Source organism: Promicromonospora kroppenstedtii (assembly GCF_044389675.1).
GTDB classification, from domain to species: domain Bacteria; phylum Actinomycetota; class Actinomycetes; order Actinomycetales; family Cellulomonadaceae; genus Promicromonospora; species Promicromonospora kroppenstedtii.
The window spans coordinates 14,054-36,700 of the sequence record NZ_JBIRYI010000012.1 but is presented as its reverse complement, the minus strand read 5'-3'; the positions used below and the strand labels follow the sequence as shown (position 1 = coordinate 36,700).

General features: G+C 73.6%; 24 protein-coding genes. 11 read left to right on the top strand and 13 right to left on the bottom strand.

The window, feature by feature from the left end; all coding sequences use genetic code 11:
• Positions 1-9: 9 nt before the first annotated feature.
• The 4 genes from ACH47X_RS19010 to ACH47X_RS18995 all read right to left on the bottom strand — a co-directional run bounded on the left by ACH47X_RS19010 (position 10) and on the right by ACH47X_RS18995 (position 3,465).
• Positions 10-342 (bottom strand): hypothetical protein, encoded by a 333-nt coding sequence (locus ACH47X_RS19010; protein WP_397406087.1) that lies wholly within the window; start codon positions 340-342, stop codon positions 10-12.
• Positions 339-1,265, bottom strand: a complete 927-nt coding sequence (locus ACH47X_RS19005; RefSeq protein ID WP_397406086.1) for a DUF6772 family protein — start codon at positions 1,263-1,265, stop codon at positions 339-341. The genes ACH47X_RS19010 and ACH47X_RS19005 overlap by 4 nt, the downstream gene beginning before the upstream one ends.
• A 108-nt stretch (positions 1,266-1,373) precedes the next feature.
• On the bottom strand, positions 1,374-2,645 hold the full coding sequence (locus tag ACH47X_RS19000) for a wax ester/triacylglycerol synthase domain-containing protein (protein ID WP_397406085.1): 1,272 nt from the start codon (positions 2,643-2,645) through the stop codon (positions 1,374-1,376).
• A 31-nt stretch (positions 2,646-2,676) separates the two neighbouring features.
• Positions 2,677-3,465 (bottom strand): MBL fold metallo-hydrolase, encoded by a 789-nt coding sequence (locus ACH47X_RS18995; RefSeq protein ID WP_397406084.1) that lies wholly within the window; start codon positions 3,463-3,465, stop codon positions 2,677-2,679.
• Positions 3,466-3,656: 191 nt separating this feature from the next.
• Between ACH47X_RS18995 and ACH47X_RS18990 the strand changes: the two genes are divergently transcribed.
• The 6 genes from ACH47X_RS18990 to ACH47X_RS18965 all read left to right on the top strand — a co-directional run bounded on the left by ACH47X_RS18990 (position 3,657) and on the right by ACH47X_RS18965 (position 8,814).
• Positions 3,657-4,076, top strand: coding sequence for a ribonuclease N (locus tag ACH47X_RS18990; protein WP_397406083.1), 420 nt, complete (start codon positions 3,657-3,659; stop codon positions 4,074-4,076).
• Positions 4,077-4,164: 88 nt separating this feature from the next.
• Positions 4,165-4,575, top strand: a complete 411-nt coding sequence (locus ACH47X_RS18985) for a barstar family protein (protein WP_397406082.1) — start codon at positions 4,165-4,167, stop codon at positions 4,573-4,575.
• A gap of 50 nt (positions 4,576-4,625) precedes the next feature.
• The gene (locus ACH47X_RS18980) at positions 4,626-5,648 is read left to right on the top strand and encodes a proline racemase family protein (protein WP_397406081.1); all 1,023 of its coding nucleotides are present in this window, start codon (positions 4,626-4,628) and stop codon (positions 5,646-5,648) included.
• On the top strand, positions 5,645-6,619 hold the full coding sequence (locus ACH47X_RS18975) for an ornithine cyclodeaminase family protein (RefSeq protein WP_397406080.1): 975 nt from the start codon (positions 5,645-5,647) through the stop codon (positions 6,617-6,619). Before ACH47X_RS18980 ends, ACH47X_RS18975 begins: the two co-directional genes overlap by 4 nt.
• 94 nt (positions 6,620-6,713) lie before the next feature.
• Entirely contained in the window at positions 6,714-7,997 is a 1,284-nt protein-coding gene (locus ACH47X_RS18970) for a prolyl oligopeptidase family serine peptidase (RefSeq protein ID WP_397406079.1), read from the top strand.
• A gap of 97 nt (positions 7,998-8,094) precedes the next feature.
• Positions 8,095-8,814 carry a PAS and ANTAR domain-containing protein gene (locus ACH47X_RS18965; RefSeq protein ID WP_397406078.1) on the top strand — a complete coding sequence of 240 codons (720 nt, stop codon included), beginning with the start codon at positions 8,095-8,097 and terminating at the stop codon, positions 8,812-8,814.
• Positions 8,815-8,824: 10 nt separating this feature from the next.
• On the opposite strand, the gene ACH47X_RS18960 is transcribed toward ACH47X_RS18965, so the two are convergent.
• The 3 genes from ACH47X_RS18960 to sigJ all read right to left on the bottom strand — a co-directional run bounded on the left by ACH47X_RS18960 (position 8,825) and on the right by sigJ (position 11,330).
• On the bottom strand, positions 8,825-9,835 hold the full coding sequence (locus ACH47X_RS18960) for a DNA topoisomerase IB (RefSeq protein WP_397406077.1): 1,011 nt from the start codon (positions 9,833-9,835) through the stop codon (positions 8,825-8,827).
• Between the two features lie 102 nt (positions 9,836-9,937).
• Positions 9,938-10,393 (bottom strand): carboxymuconolactone decarboxylase family protein, encoded by a 456-nt coding sequence (locus tag ACH47X_RS18955; RefSeq protein WP_397406076.1) that lies wholly within the window; start codon positions 10,391-10,393, stop codon positions 9,938-9,940.
• A 64-nt stretch (positions 10,394-10,457) separates the two neighbouring features.
• Positions 10,458-11,330: an RNA polymerase sigma factor SigJ gene (gene sigJ / locus ACH47X_RS18950; protein ID WP_397406221.1), complete on the bottom strand. Its 873-nt coding sequence runs from the start codon at positions 11,328-11,330 to the stop codon at positions 10,458-10,460.
• Positions 11,331-11,406: 76 nt separating this feature from the next.
• Here sigJ and ACH47X_RS18945 point away from each other — a divergent pair, with 76 nt between their 5' ends.
• Positions 11,407-12,708: an NAD(P)/FAD-dependent oxidoreductase gene (locus tag ACH47X_RS18945; protein WP_397406075.1), complete on the top strand. Its 1,302-nt coding sequence runs from the start codon at positions 11,407-11,409 to the stop codon at positions 12,706-12,708.
• A gap of 5 nt (positions 12,709-12,713) precedes the next feature.
• Here the strand turns inward: ACH47X_RS18945 and ACH47X_RS18940 are convergent, their stop codons facing one another.
• Positions 12,714-14,363, bottom strand: a complete 1,650-nt coding sequence (locus ACH47X_RS18940) for an FAD-dependent oxidoreductase (RefSeq protein WP_397406074.1) — start codon at positions 14,361-14,363, stop codon at positions 12,714-12,716.
• A gap of 218 nt (positions 14,364-14,581) precedes the next feature.
• Positions 14,582-15,130: a small multidrug efflux protein gene (locus tag ACH47X_RS18935; protein ID WP_397406073.1), complete on the bottom strand. Its 549-nt coding sequence runs from the start codon at positions 15,128-15,130 to the stop codon at positions 14,582-14,584.
• 143 nt (positions 15,131-15,273) lie between these two features.
• Here ACH47X_RS18935 and ACH47X_RS18930 point away from each other — a divergent pair, with 143 nt between their 5' ends.
• The 4 genes from ACH47X_RS18930 (at position 15,274) to ACH47X_RS18915 (ending at position 18,505) form a co-directional block, all read left to right on the top strand.
• Positions 15,274-16,512: a sensor histidine kinase gene (locus tag ACH47X_RS18930; RefSeq protein ID WP_397406072.1), complete on the top strand. Its 1,239-nt coding sequence runs from the start codon at positions 15,274-15,276 to the stop codon at positions 16,510-16,512.
• Positions 16,509-17,111, top strand: a complete 603-nt coding sequence (locus ACH47X_RS18925; RefSeq protein ID WP_142035888.1) for a response regulator — start codon at positions 16,509-16,511, stop codon at positions 17,109-17,111. The genes ACH47X_RS18930 and ACH47X_RS18925 overlap by 4 nt, the downstream gene beginning before the upstream one ends.
• 52 nt (positions 17,112-17,163) lie before the next feature.
• Positions 17,164-17,586 (top strand): hypothetical protein, encoded by a 423-nt coding sequence (locus tag ACH47X_RS18920; RefSeq protein WP_397406071.1) that lies wholly within the window; start codon positions 17,164-17,166, stop codon positions 17,584-17,586.
• A gap of 103 nt (positions 17,587-17,689) precedes the next feature.
• Positions 17,690-18,505: a C40 family peptidase gene (locus ACH47X_RS18915; protein ID WP_397406070.1), complete on the top strand. Its 816-nt coding sequence runs from the start codon at positions 17,690-17,692 to the stop codon at positions 18,503-18,505.
• A 54-nt stretch (positions 18,506-18,559) separates the two neighbouring features.
• On the opposite strand, the gene ACH47X_RS18910 is transcribed toward ACH47X_RS18915, so the two are convergent.
• From ACH47X_RS18910 to ACH47X_RS18895, 4 genes are all read right to left on the bottom strand, one after another.
• Positions 18,560-19,159, bottom strand: coding sequence for an NADPH-dependent FMN reductase (locus ACH47X_RS18910; RefSeq protein ID WP_142035897.1), 600 nt, complete (start codon positions 19,157-19,159; stop codon positions 18,560-18,562).
• Between the two features lie 100 nt (positions 19,160-19,259).
• The gene (locus ACH47X_RS18905) at positions 19,260-19,925 is read right to left on the bottom strand and encodes a hypothetical protein (protein WP_397406069.1); all 666 of its coding nucleotides are present in this window, start codon (positions 19,923-19,925) and stop codon (positions 19,260-19,262) included.
• 73 nt (positions 19,926-19,998) lie between these two features.
• The gene (locus ACH47X_RS18900) at positions 19,999-21,327 is read right to left on the bottom strand and encodes an ABC transporter substrate-binding protein (RefSeq protein WP_397406068.1); all 1,329 of its coding nucleotides are present in this window, start codon (positions 21,325-21,327) and stop codon (positions 19,999-20,001) included.
• Between the two features lie 101 nt (positions 21,328-21,428).
• Entirely contained in the window at positions 21,429-22,529 is a 1,101-nt protein-coding gene (locus ACH47X_RS18895) for a LacI family DNA-binding transcriptional regulator (protein WP_397406067.1), read from the bottom strand.
• Positions 22,530-22,647 lie beyond the last annotated feature (118 nt).

Here is a 22,647-nt window from a genome sequence, read left to right as displayed (position 1 = left end):
GTTTCCTTTCTAACCTTTCAGTGCCAGGCGCACGGACACGGTGGCGGACGCCGCCTCGCCGTCGGCCTGCCGTGCGGTACCGGCCAGGCGGAGGAATGCTCCGAAGTGGGTGACGCGGGAGAACGTGGTGCTGGTGGTCTTGAGGTCGGTGCCCTCGTCGATCCAGCGGATGCCGTCGGGGCTGATCTGGACCCGGAGCTCGACGCCGGTGCCGGGCTCGGGGTCGTGCAGCTCGACGAAGAAGATGGCCTCGTCGGCCCAGCCGCACTCGTACGGGTGGGTCTCGATCACCTGGTCGAAGGGCTGCCGGAGCTCGATCACGGAGGTGTAGAAGGTCTTCACGCCGCCTCCCCCCGCTCGACGGAGACGACTACCGAGTCGAGGAACAGGGAGACCCGGCGATCGGTGTCGGCCTCGACGAAGAACACCGGGTTGAGCAGGCCCTCGATGTCGTTGTACGCCGGGGCCAGGGTGGGGTGGGCTCCGTCCGGGAAGCGGAAGCTCCGCCCGCCCACGCGGAACTCCTCGTAGGAGCGGTTCACGAGGTCGACGGTCAGCGAGAACGGTGTCCAGTTCAGCTTGTCGTCCGACTCGTTGTAGATCAGGTGCTGCTCGCCGTCCTCGAACCAGGTCGTGGCGACCGTGGACCCGTCGGGGCCGCGCTCGCCGAACCACTGCGGGTCGACGCCGGCCTTGTGCCAGCCGTCGGCGCCGTAGCTCCACTCCTCGTCGGTGGCGTCGGTGGGGCTGTAGTACTGCCAGCGCCGCACGGGCTCGCCGTCGACGGCGTTCACGTAGCGGACGCCGGGCATGTAGCGGTGCTCGTCGTCCTGCAGATCGACGAACATGCCGAACGCGCGCAGGTCGTCGACGCCGAGGCCAGGGCGGTCCTGTTCGACCTTGTGGGCGAGCAGGGTTTCGATCCGCAGCCGTCGCGCGTCGCCGGGGACGGCGAGCCGCTTGATCGCCAGGCCCATCGAGCCGGCAACCGGGGGCTGGTCGGCCGGCGCTGCGGCGGCGCGGCTGGAGATCTTCAGGGAATAGGTGCCGCTCGCGGAACCATGTGTGCCGCCGAAGGCGAAGGTCGCGGAGCTGAGCATCGTCGGCCCCCAGTGGATCAGGTCGATGTCGGCGGAGTGCTCGCGGAACCCGGGGGCCACGAAGTTCGGGCGCAGGTCGAGCCACCCGCTCATGCCGTTGTCGAAGTCGTCGGCCACGAGGATCCGCGGGAGCGGGTCGAAGAAGCCGGAGGGAAAAGAGGTCATGGGCCAGCCGTTCTGGTCGCCTTGAGGCGACATTGCCAGTGAACAATCGATTTATCAGTTGTACGCGGGTGGGCTGTCGCCTGTCAACAGGGTCTTGCCCGCGCTCGATCAGCCGAGCGCGGCCACGGCCGCCAGCTCGTCCCCGAGGGTCCGCCCGACGACGGCGGCGGGAAGCACGCCCGCGTCGCAGTGCACGGCGCAGCGGAGCACGCCGTCGTACGAGATCGCCGCGACGCCGAGGCGCACGTTGCCCCCGAGCGCGGCCACGGGCCAGATCTGCTCGACCCGCGCGCCCGCCAGGGTGAGCGGGTGCGCGGGGCCGCGCACGTTCGTCACGAACATGACGACGAGCCGCTGCCGGCGCGAGAGCCGCCCGAACAGCCAGGTACCCGGGCGCGTCCGGGTGAGCTCGAACGTGCCGCGCGTGCGCGCCTCCGCCTTGCCCGCGCGGGTCAGCCCTGCGACGCGACGCAGGCGGCCGGCGAGGTCGCCCGCGTCGGCGGGCAGCGGCACGAGCATGACGCCGACGGCGTTGCCCGACCGGCCCCGGTACGGCAGGGCGACGGGCACGCTGGTGGGCAGGACGGACGGCGGGTCCTCCCCGACCGCGAGCAGCGCCGACCGCGCCCCCGCGGCGGCCGCCACGAGCAGCGCGTCGTTCACGGTCGCGCCCGCAGACCTGGCGCCCGCGGCGAGGTCGGCCAGGTCGACGTCGACGAAGGCCACCGCGCGGCGGCGTCCGACGCGGCCGAGAAGTGCGGTGGGCGGGACCGAGCGTCGGAGGACGGCGGTCGTGCGCTCGACGCCCGACACGAGGGCATGAGCCCTCGCACGCAGCCCCGGCCGGGAGCTCGGGCGGCCCGGGTCCGCAACAGCCGGTCCCGTCGGGACCGGGTCGACCGCCACCGGGTCCATTAGTGCCCGGGCCAGCCCCACCGCCGTGATCCCGTCCGCCACCGCGTGGTGCACCCGGAGCACGATCCCGGCTCGCGCCGGGGCGACACCAGGCACTACCAGCAGCTCCCACAACGGCCGGTCGAGCGGGAGCGGCGTGCCGACGAGCCGGGCGCACAGGGCCTCGAACCCCCTCCGGCCGTCGACCGTCGCGGCCTGCCGCACGTGCCGTTCCAGATCCACGGGAACCGGCTCCCACACGAGGGTGCGCCCGGCATGCCGCACCCGCTGCGCGAACCGGGGCACCCCGGGGAGCCGCTCGGCGACCGCGCGCCGCAGCGCAGCGAGGTCCACCTCGCCGTCGGGCCCGACGCACCCACCGGGTGCGAGCACCCCCGCCATCAGGAACGCGTTGACGTGGTCCCGCGAATCCAGGACGAAGTTCGAGGCGTCAGCCGCCGTGAGCCGCTCTGCCAGAACGCTCACCCCCTGCTGCCGGACACCTCCCACGCTAGGTTCACCGCGCCAGCGCGGCCAGTGTGAACTCCTCCGGGTACGGCGAGCGGGCCACGGCCTGCGCCGGGGTGAGCGCGCCGGCGGCGACCTCCCGGCACAGCTCGGCGACCAGGGCCAGCTCCGCACGCTGGCGCCGCACGAAGTCCCGGTCCACCGGGTCGCCGTGGCCGGGCACGACCACGGCGGCGCCCAGCCCGAGCACGCCGTCGAGCACGCCCGGCCAGCCCTGCGGGAACGCGTCGCCGAACTGGGGTGGCGCACCCTGCTCCACGAGGTCGCCCGCGAACACGACGCCCGCGTCCGGGACGTGCACGACCAGATCGTGGTCGGAGTGCGCGGGCCCGTAGTGCCGCAGCCCCACGACCCGGCCGCCGAGGTCCAGCTCCGCGCCGTCGTCGACCAGCCGGTCGGGCAGGACCAGGCGCACGGCCGCTATGCGGTCGGCGACCGCCTGCTCCCCGCGCTCGCGGTAGTGCCGCGCCCACTTCTCCTGCTGGTGCTCGCCGGTCGCCATCAGGTCGGCACGGCACCCCCGCTGCGCCCACACCGCGCAGGGCACGAACACCTCGGTGCCGAAGCTGTGGTCGAAGTGCGAGTGGGTCAGCACCACCTGCCACGGCAGCGGCGTCACCTCACGGACAGCGGCGGCGAGCTCGGCGCCCTGGCCGGCGTCTCCCCCGGTGTCCACGACCAGGCAGCCCTCCGCGCCGACGACGAGGCCGACCGACAGGTCCAGCTCCTCGTACCGCCGGACCAGCACGCCGTCCGCGACCTCGATCCACCTCACCATGCCCCGACCCAAGCAGGCCGGTGCGGGTCCGGACAACAGGACGGCCGGACCCGGGCAGATTTCCTGGACAAAGCAGACAAGTAAAATTCACCCGCACGTCGGAGCGTCGTCGGACCATCGTCGCCCGGATCGGCCAGGATCCTCCCTGCATGTTCCCAACCTGCATGTTCCCCACCGAGAGGGAGGTCAGCGTGTCCGAGAACAAGAGCATCGCGTCGAACCTGGTCCGGATCATCGTCATCCTGTCGACGATGGTCGCTTTCGTCACGGCCGGCGGCGTCGCGGTCGCACCGTCGTCCGAGGCGGCCGTCTACAGCTCCTGCACGCACAGCGGATGTGCGGAGGCCTACGACTCCAGGGCGATCTGGAGCTCCAAGGGCTACCCGAGCACGCGCGGCTGGGTGAGCTGGCCGGACGGCCAGTGCAACTTCGCGGGTGGCACGCACTACAACAACGAGGGCCAGCTCCCGGCGGGCCACTCCTACCTGGAGTTCGACGTGACGCCGCGGGCCTGCGGCGCGGCGCGGCAGTCCTACCGGCTCATCCTGGACCGCACCACCGGGGTGACCTACTTCTCGCCCAACCACTACGGCGACTTCTACCGGATGTGACCGGGCCCCGTGCGCCGCGCCCGGCCCGGCCGACCGGCCGGGCGCGGCGCACGGGTCCGGCCCGGAACGGGACGGATAACCTCGAGACATGAACCGTGACCTGCCCGTGCTCGTCGTCGACGGATCGCGGTTCGACGACCTCGACGGCTTCGCCCGCGAGTTCTCCGGCCTGCTGAGCGGGTATGTGTGGCACGGCAACCTCGACGCGCTCAACGACGTGCTCCGCGGCGGGTTCGGCACCCCCGACGGCGGCTGGGTCCTGCGGTGGACCGGTTCCGAGACGTCGCGGACGGCGCTCGGGCACCCGGAGACCGCCCGCCGCCTGGAGCGGCTGCTGCCCGGCGTCGACCCGTCCAACCGCGCAGCCTTCACGGCCCGGCTCGACGCCGCGCGCCGCGGCGAGGGCCCCACGCTGTTCGACGAGATCGTCGCGATCATCCGCGAGCACGGGCCGGGAGGCCGGGAGGCGGCGGACGGGGTGCTGCTCGAGCTGGTCTGAGGGCCCAGCTATTGTCGTCGCACCCGACCCCGACCCGACGAGGAGGCCCGGTGAGCACCGAACGGTACGAGGCCGTCGACTACCACACGGGCGGTGAGCCGTTCCGGATCGTCACCACGCTGCCCGTGACCGTCGAGGGCGCCGACGTCGCCTCGAAGCGGATGTTCGCGATCGGGTCGCCGGAGATCCAACGGATCCGGCGGATCCTGTGTCACGAGCCGCGCGGCCACGCCGACATGTACGGCGGTTTCGTGGTCGAGCCCGACGACGAGGGTGCGCACCTCGGCGTGCTGTTCTGGCACAAGGACGGTTTCTCGACCGCGTGCGGGCACGGCACCATCGCGCTGGGCGCCTGGGCGGTCGAGACCGGCCTGGTGCAGCCCGACCCGTCGGGCACCACCGACGTCGTCGTCGACGTTCCCTCCGGCCGCGTCACCGCCCGGGTGCACACCGACGGCGACGGGACCGTGACGGCGGTCGACTTCGTCAACGTCCCCGGCTACGTGGTCGCGCTCGACGTCCCGGTCGCCACGTCCCGTGGCGACGTCACCGTGGACGTGAGCTTCGGCGGCGCGATCTACGCGCAGCTCGACGCCCGCGACGTGGGGCTGACCGTGACGCCCGAGCACACCGACGAGATCATCGCGATCGGGCGCGAGATCAAGCGGGCGCTCGACGACTCCGCCCACGCCGTCCACCCGACCGACGAGAGGCTGAGCGGGATCTACGGGACCATCGTCTTCGAGGATCTCGATGGGGACGACGGGTCCGGGCCGCGCCAGCGCAACGCGACGATCTTCGCCGACGGCGAGCTGGACCGCTCCCCCTGCGGCTCCGGGACGTGTGCGCGCCTGGCCACGCTGACCGTGCGAGGCGCGCTGCCGGAGGGTGCGGTCCTCCGGCACGAGTCGATCGTCGGCTCGCGGTTCACGGGAACCGTCCTGGACCGGGTCGACGTCGCCGGACGGGCGGCCGTCGTGCCACAGGTCACCGGTACCGCCTACAGGACCGCCGAGCACGTCTTCGTCGTCGACCCTCGTGACGACCTCGTCCCCGGGTTCGTGCTGCGATGACGGCGCAGCCGGGGGCGATCCCCTACCTCACCGCGGACGACGTCCGGCAGCGCCTGGCACCTGCCGGAGCCGTCGAGGCGCTGCGCGAGGCGCTCCGGGCGGGTCTGCGCCCCGAGGCGGACCACGCGCGTATCGCCGAGCCGCTGACGAACGGCGAGCTGCTCCTCATGCCCGCCGAGGCCGGGGCGGACGCGGGGATCAAGGTGCTCAGCCTCGCGCCGGGCAACCCGGCGCGCGGCCTGGCCCGCATCCAGGGCGTCTACCTCCTGTTCGACGCCGAGACGCTGACGCCCCGCTGCCTGATCGACGGACCGGCGCTGACCGACCTGCGCACGCCTGCCGTCTCGGTCGCCGCCACCCTCGACGTGCTGCGCGGGACGAGCGCGCCGCTCGACGTGGTGCTCCACGGCGCCGGGCACCAGGGCCTCGGGCACCTGGACACGCTGCGCGACGCGCTCGCGGGGTACCGCCCGCTCGGCACCGTCACCGCGGTGGTCCGCCGGCCCGACCGGGTCACCTCCCGCGGCGATCTCACGCGCGTGGTGGGCGCGGGCAGCGCCGAGGCGGACCGGGCGACGGCTGCGGCTGGCGTGATCGTGTGCGCGACGACGGCCCGGGAACCGCTGTTCGACGGCGCCCTGGTGCGCGACGACGCGGTGGTGATCGCCGTCGGCTCCCACGAGCCGGACGCGCGCGAGCTCCCCGCCGACCTGCTGAGCCGCGCCGCCGTCGTGGTCGAGGACGTCGCGACCGCGCTGCGCGAGTGCGGCGACGTCGTGCTCGCGGTCGGCGAGGGCGCGGTCAGCGCGACCGACCTCGTCCCGATGGCGGACGTCGTCACCGGGCGGGTCAGCCTTCCGGCCGACCGGCCCGTCGTGTTCAAGAGCTCCGGGATGTCCTGGGAGGACCTCGTGGTCGCCACGGCGGTCGCGGGAGCGCTGGGCGTGATGCGGCGGGCAGCGACCCGTTGACGTGCGCCGACGCCGCTCATTAGCCTCCCGGATGGCTGGTGGTGCGCGTCGTAGCGCGGGCCGGCCCCTTGGCCCCGAACGAAGGAGTTCTGCCATGCGCACCCCGATCACCCGCCGCACCCTGCTCGTCACCGGCGCCGCCGTCGGCGCCTCGGCCGTGCTGGGCGCACCGGCCGCGGGCGCCGCGACCGCCCCCGCCGCCGCCAGGGGCGATGGCCACCGTGCCGCCCTGGTGACCCCCGTCGCCGAGGTGCTCGACGGCGGCGAGCAGGTCACCGCGCTGGTCATCGCGTCCGGCGCGCTGGGCCGCGTGGAGCGGTCGTCGCTCACGTCGTCGACCTTCGCCGTGCATGTCGTGGCCACCAATCCCCTCACGGGCGACGTCGCCTACGAGCAGGACCGTGTGGTCACGGCGGCGCGGTGGACGGGCCCTGGCGAGGTCACGCTCGACCTGGAGCACGGGTGGGGCGTCGACGGCGGCAGCACCCTGCAGTACATGGGCGCGTTCGGCCGCAACGTGCTCCTGGACCTGGACCACACGGTCACCCAGGCCGAGCCGCTGCGCGGCCCGGGTGCGCGCGGCGTCGTCGTGCTCGACTCGTTCCGGCAGGGCGACCTGTCCGACCCGGAGGTCGACGCGTTCACGTACCACGCGACGACGTCGGGCCTGAACTACCGGCTGTTCTCGCCCGAGCGGCGGCACCGGGGCGGGCGGCGCGGCGCGGCACTCGTCGTGTGGCTGCACGGCGGCGGTGAGGGCGGGCTGCTGACCGGCGGGTACGACTACTACGACAACGAGGCGCAGCTGCGGGCCAACCGGGGCGCGCTCGGCTTCGCCACGCGGGAGGCGCAGGACCTGTTCGGCGGCGCGTACGTGCTCGCCCCGCAGGCGACGTCGGCCTGGATGCAGGACGGCGACGGCTTCGCGCCCCAGATCCTGGAGGCGATCGAGGAGGTCGCGGCGGCGCACCGGATCGACGCGAGCCGCGTCCACGTGGTCGGCTGCTCCAACGGCGGGTACATGTCGCTCAAGATGGTCGCCGAGCACCCCGACCGGTTCGCGACGTCGACGCCGATCTGCTGCGGCATCGGGCCGCGGGACGGCTCGGGCGGCTACTTCATCTCCGACGCGGAGCTCGCGGCGATGACGACTCCGACGTGGCTGGTCGCCTCGGCCGACGACACGACACTGGACCCGGAGGACAACACCGTCCACGCGCACGAGCGGATCGCCGGCTCGATCATGAGCCTGTACGACGGCGTCGTGTGGGACGCTAACACGTACCCCGGGCACTGGTCGTGGATCTACGTGGCCCGCAACGACCCGCGGCACGCGGGCCGGAGTGTCTGGGAGTGGATGGCGCGCACGCGACGCTGAGCGCGCGGCCGGGCCGCGCTGGCCCTCAGCGGGTGAAAGGGCTAACGTGGCGGCAGGAGTCAAGCCACGGCGCCGCACCGCGATGACGGAGGCCCTGATGACGACGACTACCGGCGACACCACCCAGCACACTCCCTTCCTCGGCGACACGGTCAAGAACCTCGCGGTCGGGACGCCCGTACTCGCAGGTCAGTACCGTGTCGAGCTTGCCACGGGCACCTGGTGGTGGTCCGACGAGGTGTACCGGATGTACGGGTACGAGCCCGCACAGGTGGTTCCCGGACCCGAGATCCTGCACGCCCGCCGCCACCCGGACGACCAGGACCGGGTGATCCGCGAGGCCGTGCGCTCGCTGCGGTCCGGGCACACCTTCACCTGCGCGCAGCGCGTCGTGGACGTGCACGGCAGGGCCCGCACCCTGCTCGTGACCGGGCAGGCCGTCCGGTCCGAGCGCGGCCCGGTCCTGGTGGGGCAGGTCGCCGACGTCACGCCCCTGCAGCACGAGGCCGTCGCCCGTGCGGCCCAGCGGTCGGTCGACAACGCGATGGCGACGACGGCCACGATCGAGCAGGCCCGCGGTGTGCTCATGGCCGTGCACGGCGTGAGCGAGGAGGACGCGCTGACCATGCTCACCGAGCGTGCCAGCGCCGCCGGCGTCGACCTGCGGACCACCGCCGCGCACCTGCTCGCCGGCCTGTCCGGCAAGGAGCGGCTCGGTGGCGGGGCGGCCACCCGCGTCAGCCGGATCCTGGCGTCCGTGGTGCCGGTCAAGAAGACCCGCGCGAACGACCCGCTGCTCACCCGCCGGGCGGCCTGACCCGCCCGGGTCATCCGCTCAGGAACCTGAGCAGCGCTCGCTCGTCCGCGCTCATCCAGCGCGACGAGCGGACGGCGTCCGCCCCCGACCGCGCGATCCGCCGGTCGAGCTCGGCGCGGTCGTCGGCCAGGATCGCGGGGTGCACGTAGCTCTTGCGGCACACCGCGGGGGTGTTGTGCAGGTGGTCGGCGGCGATCTTGACCGCCTCGACGCGCTGCGCGTCGTGCTCGGCCTGGTCCGCGGGTTCGAGCCCGCGCAGATGGCCCAGCGCGATCGCGCTGGCGCCCCAGGTCCGGAAGGTCTTGGCGGTGTGGTCGCCCCCGGTCACCCGGGCGAGGTAGTCGTTGACGTCGGCCGAGCCGACGTCGCGGGCCTCGTCCCCGTCCACGTACCGCAGGAGCTGCTGACCGGGCAGCTCCTTGCACCGGCGGACGATGTTCGCGACCCGCCGGTCGTGCACCACGACGTCGTGCGGCTCCCCCGACTTGCCCTGGAACCGGAACCGCACCTCGGCTCCCCCGACGGTGGCGTGCCGGTTGCGCAGCGTGGTCAGCCCGTAGGACTCGCCGGAGCGCACGTACTCGTCGTTGCCCACCCGGATCAACGTCTCGTCGAGCAGCCGGACGACGGTGGCCGACACCCTGTCCAGGCTCAGCCGGGAGAGGCCCATGTCGGCGTCGACCTGCTTGCGCAGCGCCGGCAGCGCCTCGCCGAACCCCGCCAGCTCCTCGAACTTCGCGGCGTCCCGGTACCGGCGCCACCGGGGGTGGTAGAGGTACTGCTTGCGGTTCTTGGCGTCACGGCCCGTGGCCTGGACGTGCCCCGTCGCGTCCGCGCAGATCCACACGTCGGTCCACGCGGGCGGGATGACCAGCGCGCGGATCCGGTCCAGCGTCTCCTGGTCGGTGACCCGGTCGCCGCCGTCGTCGGTGTAGCTGAACCCGCGCCCGCGGCGCCGGCGGTGGATGCCGGGGTCGGCGTCGCAGCTGTGGGTGAGCCCGTTACCGACCGGCTCCTGCATGGGCCACCTCACCACGACGTGCCTGCGGCCGCTTCTCGACCTCGGTCAACCTAACCGACCGGGGCTCGGACGGCTCGCGGGCCGTCGCGCGTGCAGACACCGTCAGGCCACGGTGTACCGGCTCGTGATCGCGACGCGGTTCAGGGCGTTCATCGCGATGACGACCCACGACACCGCCGCCAGCTGCTCGTCCGGGAGCACGGCGGCCGCGGCCTCGTAGTCGGCGTCCGGCACGTGCCCGTCGGCGACCAGGGTGATCGCCTCGGCCAGGCCGAGGGCGGCGCGGTCGGCCGTGGAGAAGTAGCCGGTCTCCCGCCAGGCGGGCAGCACGGCGATCCGGTCCGGGTTCTCGCCCTTCTTGAGGGCATCAGCCGTGTGCATCCGCAGGCAGAACGCGCAGCCGTTGAGCTGCGAGGTGCGGATGCGCAGCAGCTCGATCAGCAGGGGGTCGAGGCCGGAGTCCAGGGCGTTGCTCTCGGCCTCGGCGGACAGGGTGAGCAGGGCCTTGTACGTGTTCGGGTGCTGCTTGCCCAGGTCGACGCGCTGCGTGGTGGTCATGGTTTCTCCTTCGTCTGGTTCGTCGGACGCCAGGGAGACGACGCAGACCGCCCGGACGTGACGCTCAGACGTGCGTGAGCTTGTCCGGGTTGACGACGCGGCGGTACGCGGTGATCCGCCCGTCCGCGATCTGCACCGTGTCCACGGAGAAGACCCGGCCCTCGCGGTGGAACACGAGGGAGAGCTCGCCGCCGACCTCCACCAGGTCGATCCGGTCGGGCGGCAGCTGGTGACCGACGCGCACCATGACCTCGGCCACGCGCCGCCCGCCGACGATGGGCTTGCGCGCCGCGTGCACCTTGCCTCCGCCGTCGGTGACGTAGACGACGTCGGGGTCGAGCAGGCCGACCAGGCCCTCCAGGTCACCGTTCTCGTAGGCACCGCGGAACGCCTCCAGCACGCGCTCGCGCTCGGCCCGCGAGACGCGGGAGACCCGGGGCTCGGCGTCCTGCTGCGCGGCCACCCGTTGCCGCGCCCGGGAGGCGAGCTTGCGGGCGCCGGGCACCGTGACGTCCAGGATCTCGGCGATCCGGGCGAACTCCAGCTCGAAGACGTCGTGCAGCACGAACGCGACTCGCTCGGGCGGGCTGAGCCGCTCCATGACCAGGAGCATCGCCGCGGTGACCGACTCGTCGACGAGCACCGGCTCGGCGGCGTCCGGCCCGGTCAGCAGCGGCTCGGGCAGCCACGGCCCCACGTACGTCTCCCGGCGTCGGCGGGCGCTGTTCAGGATGTCGTAGGACCGGCGGGCGGCCACGGTGATGAGCCAGGCCCGCAGGTTGCGCACCTCGTCGAGGTCGGCACCGAGCGCGCGCAGCCAGACGTCCTGGGTGACGTCCTCGGCGTCGGCCACGCTCCCGAGCAGGCGATACGCGGCGCCGAAGACCGCGGGCCGGTGCTCCGCCCACTCCTGGCGGAGCCGCTCCTGCCCGGGCATGTCGGTCACCGCGGGTCCTTTCGCTCGATCGGCAGCAGCATAGACGGGACGACCCGAGCAGAGACGAGGCATGACGATGAGCGAACGCACCCAGCGGGTGGTGATCGTCGGCGGCGGGTTCGCCGGCTACAACGCGGCCAGGGCCCTGCACCGGGCCCTGCCGCGCACGGCCGACGTCGAGATCGTGCTGGTGAACCGGACCGACTACTTCCTCTACCTGCCGCTGCTGCCGGAGATCGCGGCGGCCGTGATCGACCCGAGGCGGGTGACGGTCTCGATCCCGGCGACCCTGCGCGGCGTCCGGCTCGCGCTCGGCGACGTGACGGCGATCGACGCGGAACGGGAGGTCGTCGCGTACACCGACCCGGAGGGCGCCGAGCACGAGCTGCGGTACGACCGGCTGATCCTGGCGGCGGGCAGCGTCACCCGGCTGCTGCCCATCCCCGGGGTCGCGGAGCACGCGCACGGGTTCCGTGGCGTCGCCGAGGCCCTGTACCTGCGCGACCACGTGATCCGCCAGGTGGAGCTCGCCGCCGCGACCGACGACCCGGCGGAGCGGGACGCGCGGTGCACGTTCGTCGTCGTGGGCGCCGGGTACACGGGCACCGAGGTGGCGGCGCAGGGCCCGCTGCTCACGAGGGCGCTGCTGCGCCGGCACCCCGTGCTGGCGCGGCAGCGGGTGCGCTGGCTGCTGCTGGACCTCGCGCCCAAGGTGCTCCCGGAACTCGACCCGCGCCTGTCGCGCGCGGCCGACCGCGTGCTGCGGGAGCGCGGCGTCAAGGTGCTGACCGGCGTCTCGGTGCAGGAGGCGACGCCCGACGGCGTCCGGCTCACCACGGGCGCGGACGTCGCCGCCCGCACGCTCGTCTGGTGCGTCGGCGTGCGGCCCGACCCACTCGTGGGCGACACCGGCCTCGAGACGCACAAGGGCCGCCTGGTCGTGGACACCACGCTCGCCGTGCCCGGGCAGCCGCACCTGTTCGCCTGCGGGGACGCCGCGGCCGTGCCCGACGTGACCCGCCCCGGCGAGGTCACGGCCATGACGGCGCAGCACGCCACCCGCCAGGGCACGCTGGCCGGCCGCAACGTCGCGGCGTCGCTGGGCTACGGCGAGACGGGCACGTACAAGCACCACGACCTGGGGTTCGTCGTGGACCTCGGCGGCCTCCAGGCGGCGGCCAACCCGCTGCAGGTACCGCTGTCGGGGTTCCCCGCGAAGGTGGTCACGCGCGGCTACCACCTGATCTCGATGCCCGGGAACCGGGTCCGTACCGCCGCGGACTGGCTGCTCGACGCCGTGCTGGGCCGCCAGTCGGTACAGCTCGGGATCGTGCGGGGCGCCGCCGTGCCGCTCGACACGAGGCCGCCCCAGGCCTGACCGGCTCAGGCGACGGTCGCGCCCAGCACCCGGTGCACGGAGGCGACGGCGCTCGACCCCTCGCCGACGGCGGCCGCCACGCGCTTCATCGAGCCGCGCCGCACGTCGCCGACCGCGAACACGCGCGGGATCGACGTCTCGAACGGGAGCGGGCCGCGCCCGAGCCCCGCCCACTGCGCCAGGGCCTCGGGCGCCACGTCGACGCCGGTGCGGATGAAGCCCGCCGGGTCCCGGTCGAGCTCATGCAGCCAGGCCGTGGCGGGCTCGGCCCCGATGAAGCAGAACAGGCCACGCGCCTCGACCCGCCCGGCCGTGTCGATCGAGACGGACTCGAGATGCCCGTTGCCATCCAGCCCGACGATGTTCGACTCGCGGTGGATGTGGATCCGCGGGTCCTCGGTGAGCCGGTTGACCAGGTACGACGACATCCGTGCGCCCAGGTCGCCGCCGCGCACCACCAGGTGCACGGGGCAGCCGTTCGCCGCGAGGTAGAGGGCCGCCTGGCCGGCGGAGTTCGCGCCACCCACGACCACCACGGGCGACTCCGTGACCTGCTTGAGCTCCAGGGGCGTGGCCGCGTAGTGGATGCCGGACCCCTCGTACTCCGCCCAGCGGTCCAGGTGCAGCCGACGGTAGGCGGCGCCGGAGGCGACGATGGCCGCGCGGGCCCGGACGGTCCGGCCGTCGGTCAACGTCAGCACGAGCTCGTCCCCGACCGGACGCAGCGCCGCCGTCTCGCACGGCGCGCAGACCCGCACGCCGAACTTGATGGCCTGCAGCGTCGCCTGCCCGATCAGGGCACCGCCGCTCACGCCGAACGGGAAGCCCAGGAAGTTCTCGATCCGGGACGTCGACGCCGCCTGCCCGCCCGGGGCGATCGCCTCCAGCAGCAGGGTGCGCAGACCCTCCGAGGCGGCGTAGATCGACGCCGCGAGGCCGGCCGGCCCGCCGCCGATCACGACGAGGTCCACGACGTCGTCGTCGGTGGCCTCGTAGCTCAGGCCGAGCTGCTCGGCGATGATCCCGGGCGTGGCCCGCACGATCGGCTCGCCCTGCACGAACGCGATGGGCAGGTCCTCGGGGGCGTAGTCGTGCAACGTGTGCGACAGGCTGCCGTCCGCCGGCATCGGGACGGCCGTGTGGACCAGGTCGAGCCGCTCGGCGAACCGGCGCAGCGCGAGGAACTCTCCCGACGTCTCCTGCCCGACGAACTTCAGGGTGAGCGCCGCCGGTCCTCGCCGCAGCAGCTCCCGCCGCGCCCAGAGCGCGTGCAGGATGGCGTCGCCGAGCTCGTCCTCCTGCGCGAGGATGCGGCGCAGCTCCGGTCGCGCGAGGAACCAGACCCGTCCCGGGCCCGTGGCCCGGGCCGACAGGAACGCGCTCTGCCCGTTGAGCAGCCCCAGCTCGCCCGCGAACGAGCGGGGTCCCATGGTGGCGACGACCTCCTCGCCGATCCAGCGCAGCGCATCCCGCACCACCTCGATCTCGCCGGACTCGACCAGGACCATGGGGTAGTCCCGCTCGCCGGTCCGGAACACGTAGTCGCCGGCGACGACGTCCCGTGGGGTCGCCCGGGCGAGCAGCTTCTCCCACTGCGCGTCGGTGAGCCGCGGGGTGAGCTCGGGGTCGGTGAACTGCTGCTGCGTGGTGGTCATCTCCACCCTCCTCCGGGGTGCCTCATCGTATCGCCGGGTCAGGCCGCGGGGCCCTCGCGGAGATCGGCGAGCGCGGTGATGACCCGCGTGGGGTCCTCGGCGATGCGGTTCAGGACGTAGAGCCACCACTCGTCGCCGAAGATCAGGTACTCCCGGGTGCGGAACCCCTCGCCGTGCAGCTGGTCGAGCAGCTCCGTGCCGCGCGTCCGGTGACCGGGTCAGACGACGGCCCGGAGCACACCGCTGATGATGAGCGCGGTGAGCGTGGTCCAGGCGAAGATCGCGATGGCCTGCCAGACGAGGATCCGGGCCTTGCCGACGCCGGAGGCGGCGAGCATGGTGGCCGTGAAGTGCGTGGGCAGGAGCAGGGGGCCGAGCAGGCTCACGCCGGGGACGCCGTAGCGCTCGTAGGCGCGCTGGAACTTGGCGCGGCGGGCCGAGCCGCGGTCGTCGGCGTGGTCGATGCGGGTGCCGGCCTGGGAGCCGCCGACCAGCACGCCGTCCCGGGCCAGTACCTTCTCCCGGTGGCGGGTCACGACGGCGGTGCGGGCGCCGGCGCTGAGCAGCACGAGCACGGCGACGGTCAGGAAGTTGCCGACCATGGCGGCGACCGCGGCGACGACGGGCGGGAGGCCGCCGAGGATGCCGATCGCGGCACCGCCCTCGCCCTCGACGAAGGGGATGGCGCCGGCGAGCGCGACGATCAGCGGCTGGAGGAGCTCGGGCACCTGCCCGAGCAGGTTCTGGAGGGTCTCGACGAGGTTCATGGGGTGCTCCTTGAGGTGGGCCTGGTGACGATGTCCCTAGTCCACCCGCAGGGGGCGCGGCGCAGAAGTGTCCGCCTGTCACCGCCTTCCGGGCGCTGCGCACACCCCGGCCATGACATGTGTCATGCCCGTAGCCTGGGCGGATGAGCAGCAGACCCGTTGATGCGGGCCCCGCACCGACGCCGGTCGACGCCCGCAGCGCCCTGCGCCTGACCCGGAGCGTCAGCGCGACCTGGTGGTACATGGCGCTGGGGGTCGTCTCGTTCGAGCTGATCGCCGTGCTCCTGACGGTCGTCGTCCTGGTCGAGGACGAGCGCGACGCGCTCACCACGCTCGCCGTCGCGGTCGGCGGGCTGCTGTGGTGGCTGGCGACGCTGCTGCCCGTGGCCGCCTACCGGCACCGGGCCGAGGACGCGCCGCTGCTGGTTCCCCGACAGCACCTTCCGTCGCTGCTGGTCGGTGTGGTGTACGGACTCGGCGCCGGGTACGCCACCGGGATGTGGGTGGTGCTGGCGCTGCCCGTGCTCCAGGCGGTGATCCTCCTGAACTGGCCGCCCGGGGTGCGCCTGCGGGTGGTGGTGGCCGCTACCGCCCTGCTCGTCCTGCTGTGGGTGGTCGACGGCAACCAGTCGCTCGGGGCGGACAGCGCGCCGAGCGCGTTCCAGCTCGCCTTCCTGTCCACCATCCTGCCGATCACATCGGTCTCGTCGCTGTGGTGGTGGGACGTGCTCGTCACGCTGGACAAGGCCCGCGCCTCGGAGGCGCGACTCGCCGCGACCCAGGAGCGCCTGCGCGTCGCGACCGACGTCCACGACCTGCAGGGGCACCATCTCCAGGTGATCGCGCTCCAGCTCGAGCTCGCCGAGCGGCTCATGCCGCAGGACCCGGCCGCCGGCATGGAGCAGCTGCGCGCGGCGCGCGCCAGCGTCGGCGACGCACGCCAGGGCACACGCGACCTCGCCACACGCTTCCGCTCCGTGCCGCTGCGCGACGAGATCGCCAACGCGGTGGACCTGCTGCGCGCCGCGGGCACGGTCACCGAGGCCACGGTGGACCCGGACTCGCCGCAGGCGCCGGCGTCCGCCCTCGGTCCGGTGATCCGGGAGACGACGACGAACGTGCTGCGCCACGGTGGCGGCCGGTGGGCCCGGCTGGACCTGTCGCGGTCGAACGGGTCGTGGCTGTACGAGATCGCCAACGACGTCGCGGACGGCAGCGACGCCGTCGCCGTCGCCGACCCCGCCGGGGCTTCCGGCGGAGCGGGCCTGGAGGGCATCGCGCGCCGGGCCGCCGAGGTGGGCGGCCACCTGGACGTGCGGCGCGAGCACGGCTCGTTCACCGTGACCGTGACCGTTCCCAGCGAAGGAGAGAACGCAGGATGATCCGAGTGCTGCTGGCCGACGACGAGGGGATGATCCGGTCGGCCCTGGCCGCGCTGCTGCGCCTGGAACCGGACATCGAGGTCGTCGCGGAGTGCGCCGACGGCGCCGAGGCCGTGGCCGAGGCCACGCGCCTCAGGCCGGACGTGTGCCTGCTGGACCTCGAGATGCCGCGCCTCGACGGCGTGGAGGTCGCCGAGCGCCTGAACCGCACGACCGCCACCCGCTGCGTGATCGTCACCAGGCACGCCCGGCCCGGCGTCCTGCGCCGCGCGCTGGCCTCGGGGGCCGCAGGGTTCCTGCCCAAGTCGCGCGGCGCCGACGAGGTCGCGGCCGTGATCCGCCGGGTCGCGGCCGGCGGGCGGTACGTCGACCCCGAGGTCGCCGCCGACGCGCTGAGCGACGAGCGCTCGCCGCTGACCGACCGCGAGCTGGACGTGCTGCGCGCGGGCCGGAACGGCGAGACGACGCGCCAGATCGCGCGCACCCTCTCGCTCGCCCCGGGCACGGTGCGCAACCACGTCTCCACCGTGCTGGGCAAGCTCGCGGTCGAGACCCGGCAGCAGGCCGTGCTCCTCGCGCAGGAGCGCGGCTGGATCTGACGGGCACCGGGCGGGGCGAGCCGCCTGCCAGGTCGGTTAGTGTTGTCGCGCCATGAACCCGACCCGCCGCCTCCGCCCCTTCCTCGCCGGTGCCCGGCGCGGTTCGATGAGCGTGCTGTCGGTCATGTTCGTAGCGCTCGCGCTGGTCAGCGTGCACGTGCTGTGCAGCGTCCACCTCGACCGCGGCCACGCCGGCCACGGGCACGGCGAGGTCCCGGCCGTCGTCTCTGCGGCCCCCGTCCCAGGGACGGCATCCGAGCCGCTGGGCGACGAGTCGCACGGCTGCGGAGACCACCACTCGACGTCGGCGCAGTGCGACCCGCTGCGGCCCTCCCCCGTCGTCTCGGCCGTGCTGCCCGAGCGCACCGTGCAGCGGACGGCGCCCGCCGCGGCCTACCTGGACCACCGCACGGCCGACGGCGTGGCCGCCCCGGTCCCGCCGTCGTTGCACGCCCTGGGGATCTCCCGGACGTAGACCACCACCACGCTCCGGCACCGCACGGTGCCGGGCGTCTCTCGCGCGCCCGCACCCGGGTCGCGCGCGTGGTCCACCTCCGAACGAAAGGTCTTGAGCCTTGATGGATCCCCAGAACCAGCCGGCCACCACCCCGCGTGCTCGCGGTCGGCACCGGGCGGTACGCCGCCCCCTCCTGTCCGACGTCAGCGCCCTCACCGGCCGCGGCGCCGTGGTTGCGGCCGCCGGCGGCGGCGTGCTGCTGTCGCTGATCGCGCCGCCCGCCCAGGCCGCGCCCGCCCCCGCGGCGGTCAACGCCGAGCTGGCCGGCAGCCCCGTCCAGGGCGCGCTCGACGCGGCAGCCCTGGACGCCCTGGCCACCCAGGCCAAGGCGTCGGTGGCCGCCGCACCGGTGGTGACCGTCGCCACCGACGCCGAGCTGAGGGTCGAGAGCGCGGCCGTGTCCGTGGTCTCCGCCGCGGACAACGAGGAGTACCAGGCCCAGCTCGCCGCCGAGGCGGAGGCCGAGGCCGCGGAGGAGGCCGCCGAAGCAGCGGCCGCAGCTGCGGCCGAACAGGCCGCGGCGGTCGACGTCCCGGCGTCCGCGGCGGGCTCCGCCGTCGTCTCCGTCGCGATGCGCTACCTCGGGGTGCCCTACGTGTGGGGCGGCAACACCCCGGCGGGGTTCGACTGCTCGGGCTTCACGTCGTACGTGTACGCGCAGGTCGGCATCGACCTGCCGCGCACGTCGTCCGAGCAGCGGTACGCCGGCACCGTGGTGCCGTGGTCCGAGGCGCAGCCGGGCGACATGATCTGGTCGCCCGGGCACATCGCGATCTACGCCGGTGACGGCATGCAGATCGAGGCGCCGGTCCCCGGCAAGAGCGTCCGGTACACCAGCATCTGGCAGTCCAGCCCGACGTTCATCCGCGTCGGCTGACACCCGGGGTGGGGCGCGGGCGGGCACGTCGCCGCCCGCGCCTCAGCCGGCCGGCTACTTGGTCGAGGCGGGGTCCTCGTCGCCGATGTGTCCCGGGGCGTTGGCGGCCAGGACCCGCTGGACGAAGGCGCAGTACTCCGACATGTAGTGCCGCAGGAACGTCGCCGTCGCCTCGTTGACCACGGTGCCGTCCGGACCGAAGTCCGCGGCGTCGTAGGTGATGTAGGCCTCGGGGGCGTTGAGCTGGGGCGCGTCGAGGAAGCTGAGCACGCCGCGCATCGACGACTGCATCACGGCCGTGCCGATGCCGCCCGGCGAGGCCCCGATGATGCCGGTCGGCTTGCGGGCGAACGAGTTCTGGCCCCAGGGCCGCGAGCCCCAGTCTATGGCGTTCTTCAGGGCACCCGGGATGGACCGGTTGTACTCCGGGGACACGAACAGCAGCCCGTCCGAGGCCTCGAGCGCCGCCTTGAACCGGCGGCCCTCGGGCGGGAAGTCGGCGTCGTAGTCCCAGCTGTACAGGGGCAGGTCGCCGATGGGGATCTCGGTGAACGACAGGTCGTCGGGCGCCGAGGCGATCAGCGCCCTCGACAGCGTGCGGTTGATGGATCCCTTGGCCAGGCTGCCGACCAGGTAGCCGATCTCATAGGTCATGACGCCTCCCGCGCATCAGCCGGCCGTCGACGCCGGCCGCCGGCGTGCCGTCACACCAACTGTGCGCTCGCCCGCTCGGACCGGCGAGTCCGGCCGGGGTTCAGCCGTCGCCGTCGAACAGGCCGCCGTCGAGCAGCCAGTTGTAGCGCAGGCGCAGGGCGCGCTCGGTGCTCGCCACCAGCGTGGCGACCAGGATCGAGAGGTTGAGCCACCCGGGCAGCCGGACCGGCGACGTGAAGGTGCTGCCGATCCGCTCGGCGATCGGCGGGAACTGGGAGACCTCCTGGACGATCTGCGGCACCCCGAGGACCAGGCCGATCACCAGGACGACGACGGAGACCAGCCCGATGAACCGGCCCGCGGCGGGGTGCGAGTGCTCCAGCCGGGCGCGGCGGCCCTCGGCCGAGGCGGCGTCGGGCGCGAGCTGGCGCTCGGTGCCGTCGTCGGACACGTAGTGGCAGCGGCGAAGGCCGAAACCGCTGGTGACCACCTCGATGACGCCGCCGGTCACCGGGAACCGGGCCGGGAGCTTCGAGACCGCGTGCAGCCGGCCGTCGAGGTACAGCTTCGCGCGGACGGTGCCGTTGTCGTCCCCGCCGTGCCGGACGTCGACCGACCAGGTCTCGGGGCGTCCGTCCGCGGTGGTCAGCTCCAGGTGGAACAGCGAGCGCGAGAGCGGCTGCCACCACCGGAACCGCTGGAGCGGGCTGCCGTCTCCTGGCCGTACCCGCTGATCAGCACGCCGGCGACTCCAGTCCGAGAACATGACCGACACCGTAACAACGCACCGGCGGGGCCGCACCGAAGTCGATCGACGCGGCCCCCGGGTGTCGTCGGGGCTACCCGGCGAGGGCGGTCTCCGCCTCGGCGAACCAGCGGTCGGCCGCCTCGTCCGCGGTCAGCGTGCCGTAGGCGACCTCCATGGCGATGGTCGTGAAGGTGGCCTCCAGGTTGCTGAGGCCGGCCACGGGCGGCGGCGCCGAGCCCACGAGGTGGGGTTCGAGCGCGCTCTCGTAGTCGAGGATCTGCTGGTCGAGCTCGTCCAGCTCGACGCCCTCCAGCGTGGCGCTCGACGCGGGCACGCCGCGGGACATGCCGAAGATCTCGCCGACGCGCGGGTCGTTGACCAGGAAGTCGACGAGCTTCGCGGCCTCGTCGGGGTGCTCGCTGTTGGCCGCGACCGAGAGCTGGAGGCCGGGCTTGAGGAACATGCCGCTGTTGTTCTCGAAGTCGTCGGCGGGCACGGGCAGCAGCGTCAGGTTCGGCTCCGCCTGCCCCTCGCTGAACCGGACCAGGAAGTTGTCCCAGCTGATCTCGGCGGCGGTCTCGCCCACGCCGACGGCGTCCGCTCCGGAGAGCTGCTCCTGGCGCTTGGTCGGCAGGAACCCGTTCTGCTCGTGGATCGCGGCGCTCTTGCCCCACCAGGTGGCGAGGTCGTCCTGCGTGAAGCCGAGCTGCTCGCCGTCGAACAGCGACCTGCCGTTCTGCTGCAGCCAGATCTGGAACAGCCAGAAGAACTGGGTGTAGTCGACCGAACCGTGGACGGCGGGGTCGTGCTCGGCCCCGGCGGCGGAGATCTCGGCCAGCAGGGCGTCGTACTCGTCCCAGGTCAGGCCCTCCTGCGGCACGTCGACGCCGAGCTCGTCGAGCAGATCCGTGTTGACGAACGTGCCGAGCGTGCTCGCGCTGCTGGCCAGGCCGTAGGTCTGGCCGTCCACCTGCCCCGAGGCGAGCAGCGGCTCGGCGATGGTGTCGACCTCGATCGTGTCGCCGAAGTACTCGTCGAGCGGGATCACGTGCCCGAACTCGGTGTACTCGGTGAGGTAGGCGAGGTCCATCTGGAGCACGTCGGGCAGGGTACGGCTCGCGGCCTCGGTGTTGCGCGCGGTCCAGTAGTCGGTGAATCCCGCGTAGCTGGTCTGGACGGTGATCCCCGGGTTGTCCTCCTCGAAGATCTCCAGCGCCTGCTCGTACCGCTCGGCGCGGCTGGCGTCCCCCCACCACGAGAACGTCAGCGACACGTCCTGGTCCGAACCGCCCGACCCCGAGCCGCCGGACGAGCACGCGGCCACGGCCAGCACGGCCGCCACGGCCACCCCGGCGCGGACCATCCTGTGGTGGCCGCGACCGCGGGCCGTGCCGCGGTCGCTCCTCGCGTGCAGATTCATGTGAGCCTCCTTGCTCGTGTTCGTCGCAGGACGGATACGCCCTGACCCGCGCACAGCGTGCAGCCCCGCACGCACCGCGCCGCGCGAACGGACAAAAGCGGTCACAGCCGGGGCACTGCCCCGCAGGAGGCGCGCACGGTGAGCCGAGGCAGCAGCTCGATGTGCCGCGGCGGGCGGTGCTCGCCCCCGTCGCGCACGTCGGTGTCGCGCTCGCCCGTGTCGTGCGCGATGCGGTCGACCAGGAGCTGCAGCGCCTCCCGGCCCAGCTCCCGGCGCGGCGTCGTCACGGTGGTCAGCGGCACGGCGGCGAGCTCGGCGTTCTCGTCGTCGTAGGCCACCACGGCGAGGTCGTCGGGCACGCGCAGGCCGCGGTCCAGGGCGGTCTCCACGAGGCGCGCGGCGTGGTCGTCGGTGTGCACCAGCACCGCCCGGGTGCCGGTGGCGAGGCACCGGTCCAGCAGGTCGGCGAGCTCGCGCCGCAGCCGGGCCGGGTCCTCGTCGCCCTTGGACAGGGCGACGTCCGGACCCGGTTCGAGGCCCAGCCGGGCCACGGCCGTGGCGTGGCCCTCCCGCACGCGGGGTGCGGTGGGGGTCCGGTCGTAGACGCCGAGGCCCACGCGGCGGTGCCCCAGCCGGGCCAGGTGCTCGACGGCGAGCACGGCACCGTGCGCGTGGTCGGTGCGGGCCACGTCGAGCTCGCTGAGGCTGGTCAGCGCGTCGATACGCCGCTCGACCAGCACCAGCGGCACGGGGATCGAGCCCAGCCACGCGGCAAGGTCCTCCGGGCTGCGGTCGCGCGTGGTGGGGGCGAGCACCAGGCCGGTCGCCCCCAGCGCGAGGAGCCGCTCGACCTGCTGCACCTCCAGCTCGGACCGGTAGTGCGAGACGCCGAGCACCAGCCGCACGCGCAGGGACGGCGCCAGCGCCTCCATGCCCCGGACCGTGTCCAGGAAGTGCGCGACGGCGCTCGGCACCACCACGCCCACCAGCGCCTGGGCGGCCTGCGGACCCCGGTCGGAGCGCAGCGCGATGGCACCGCCGTGCACGCGCCCGAGCTTGCCCGCGCGCTCCAGCTCCCGGATATCGCGGCGGATGGTCACCTCGGAGACCTCCAGCCGCGCCGCGACCTCGGCCGAGCGCACGCTCCCCCGCAGCTCGACCTCGCGGAGCAGGTACTCGTGCCGGCTCCTCGGCAGGTGCATGTCTCTCTCCTCGTGCCCGGCGGCATCCCCGTCGACGCCGGACCACACTGTAGCCAGCCGATGACCGGAATTGTCCGGTCGGACAGATCCGGGCGGTGCGGCGGGTGAGGATGCGCGC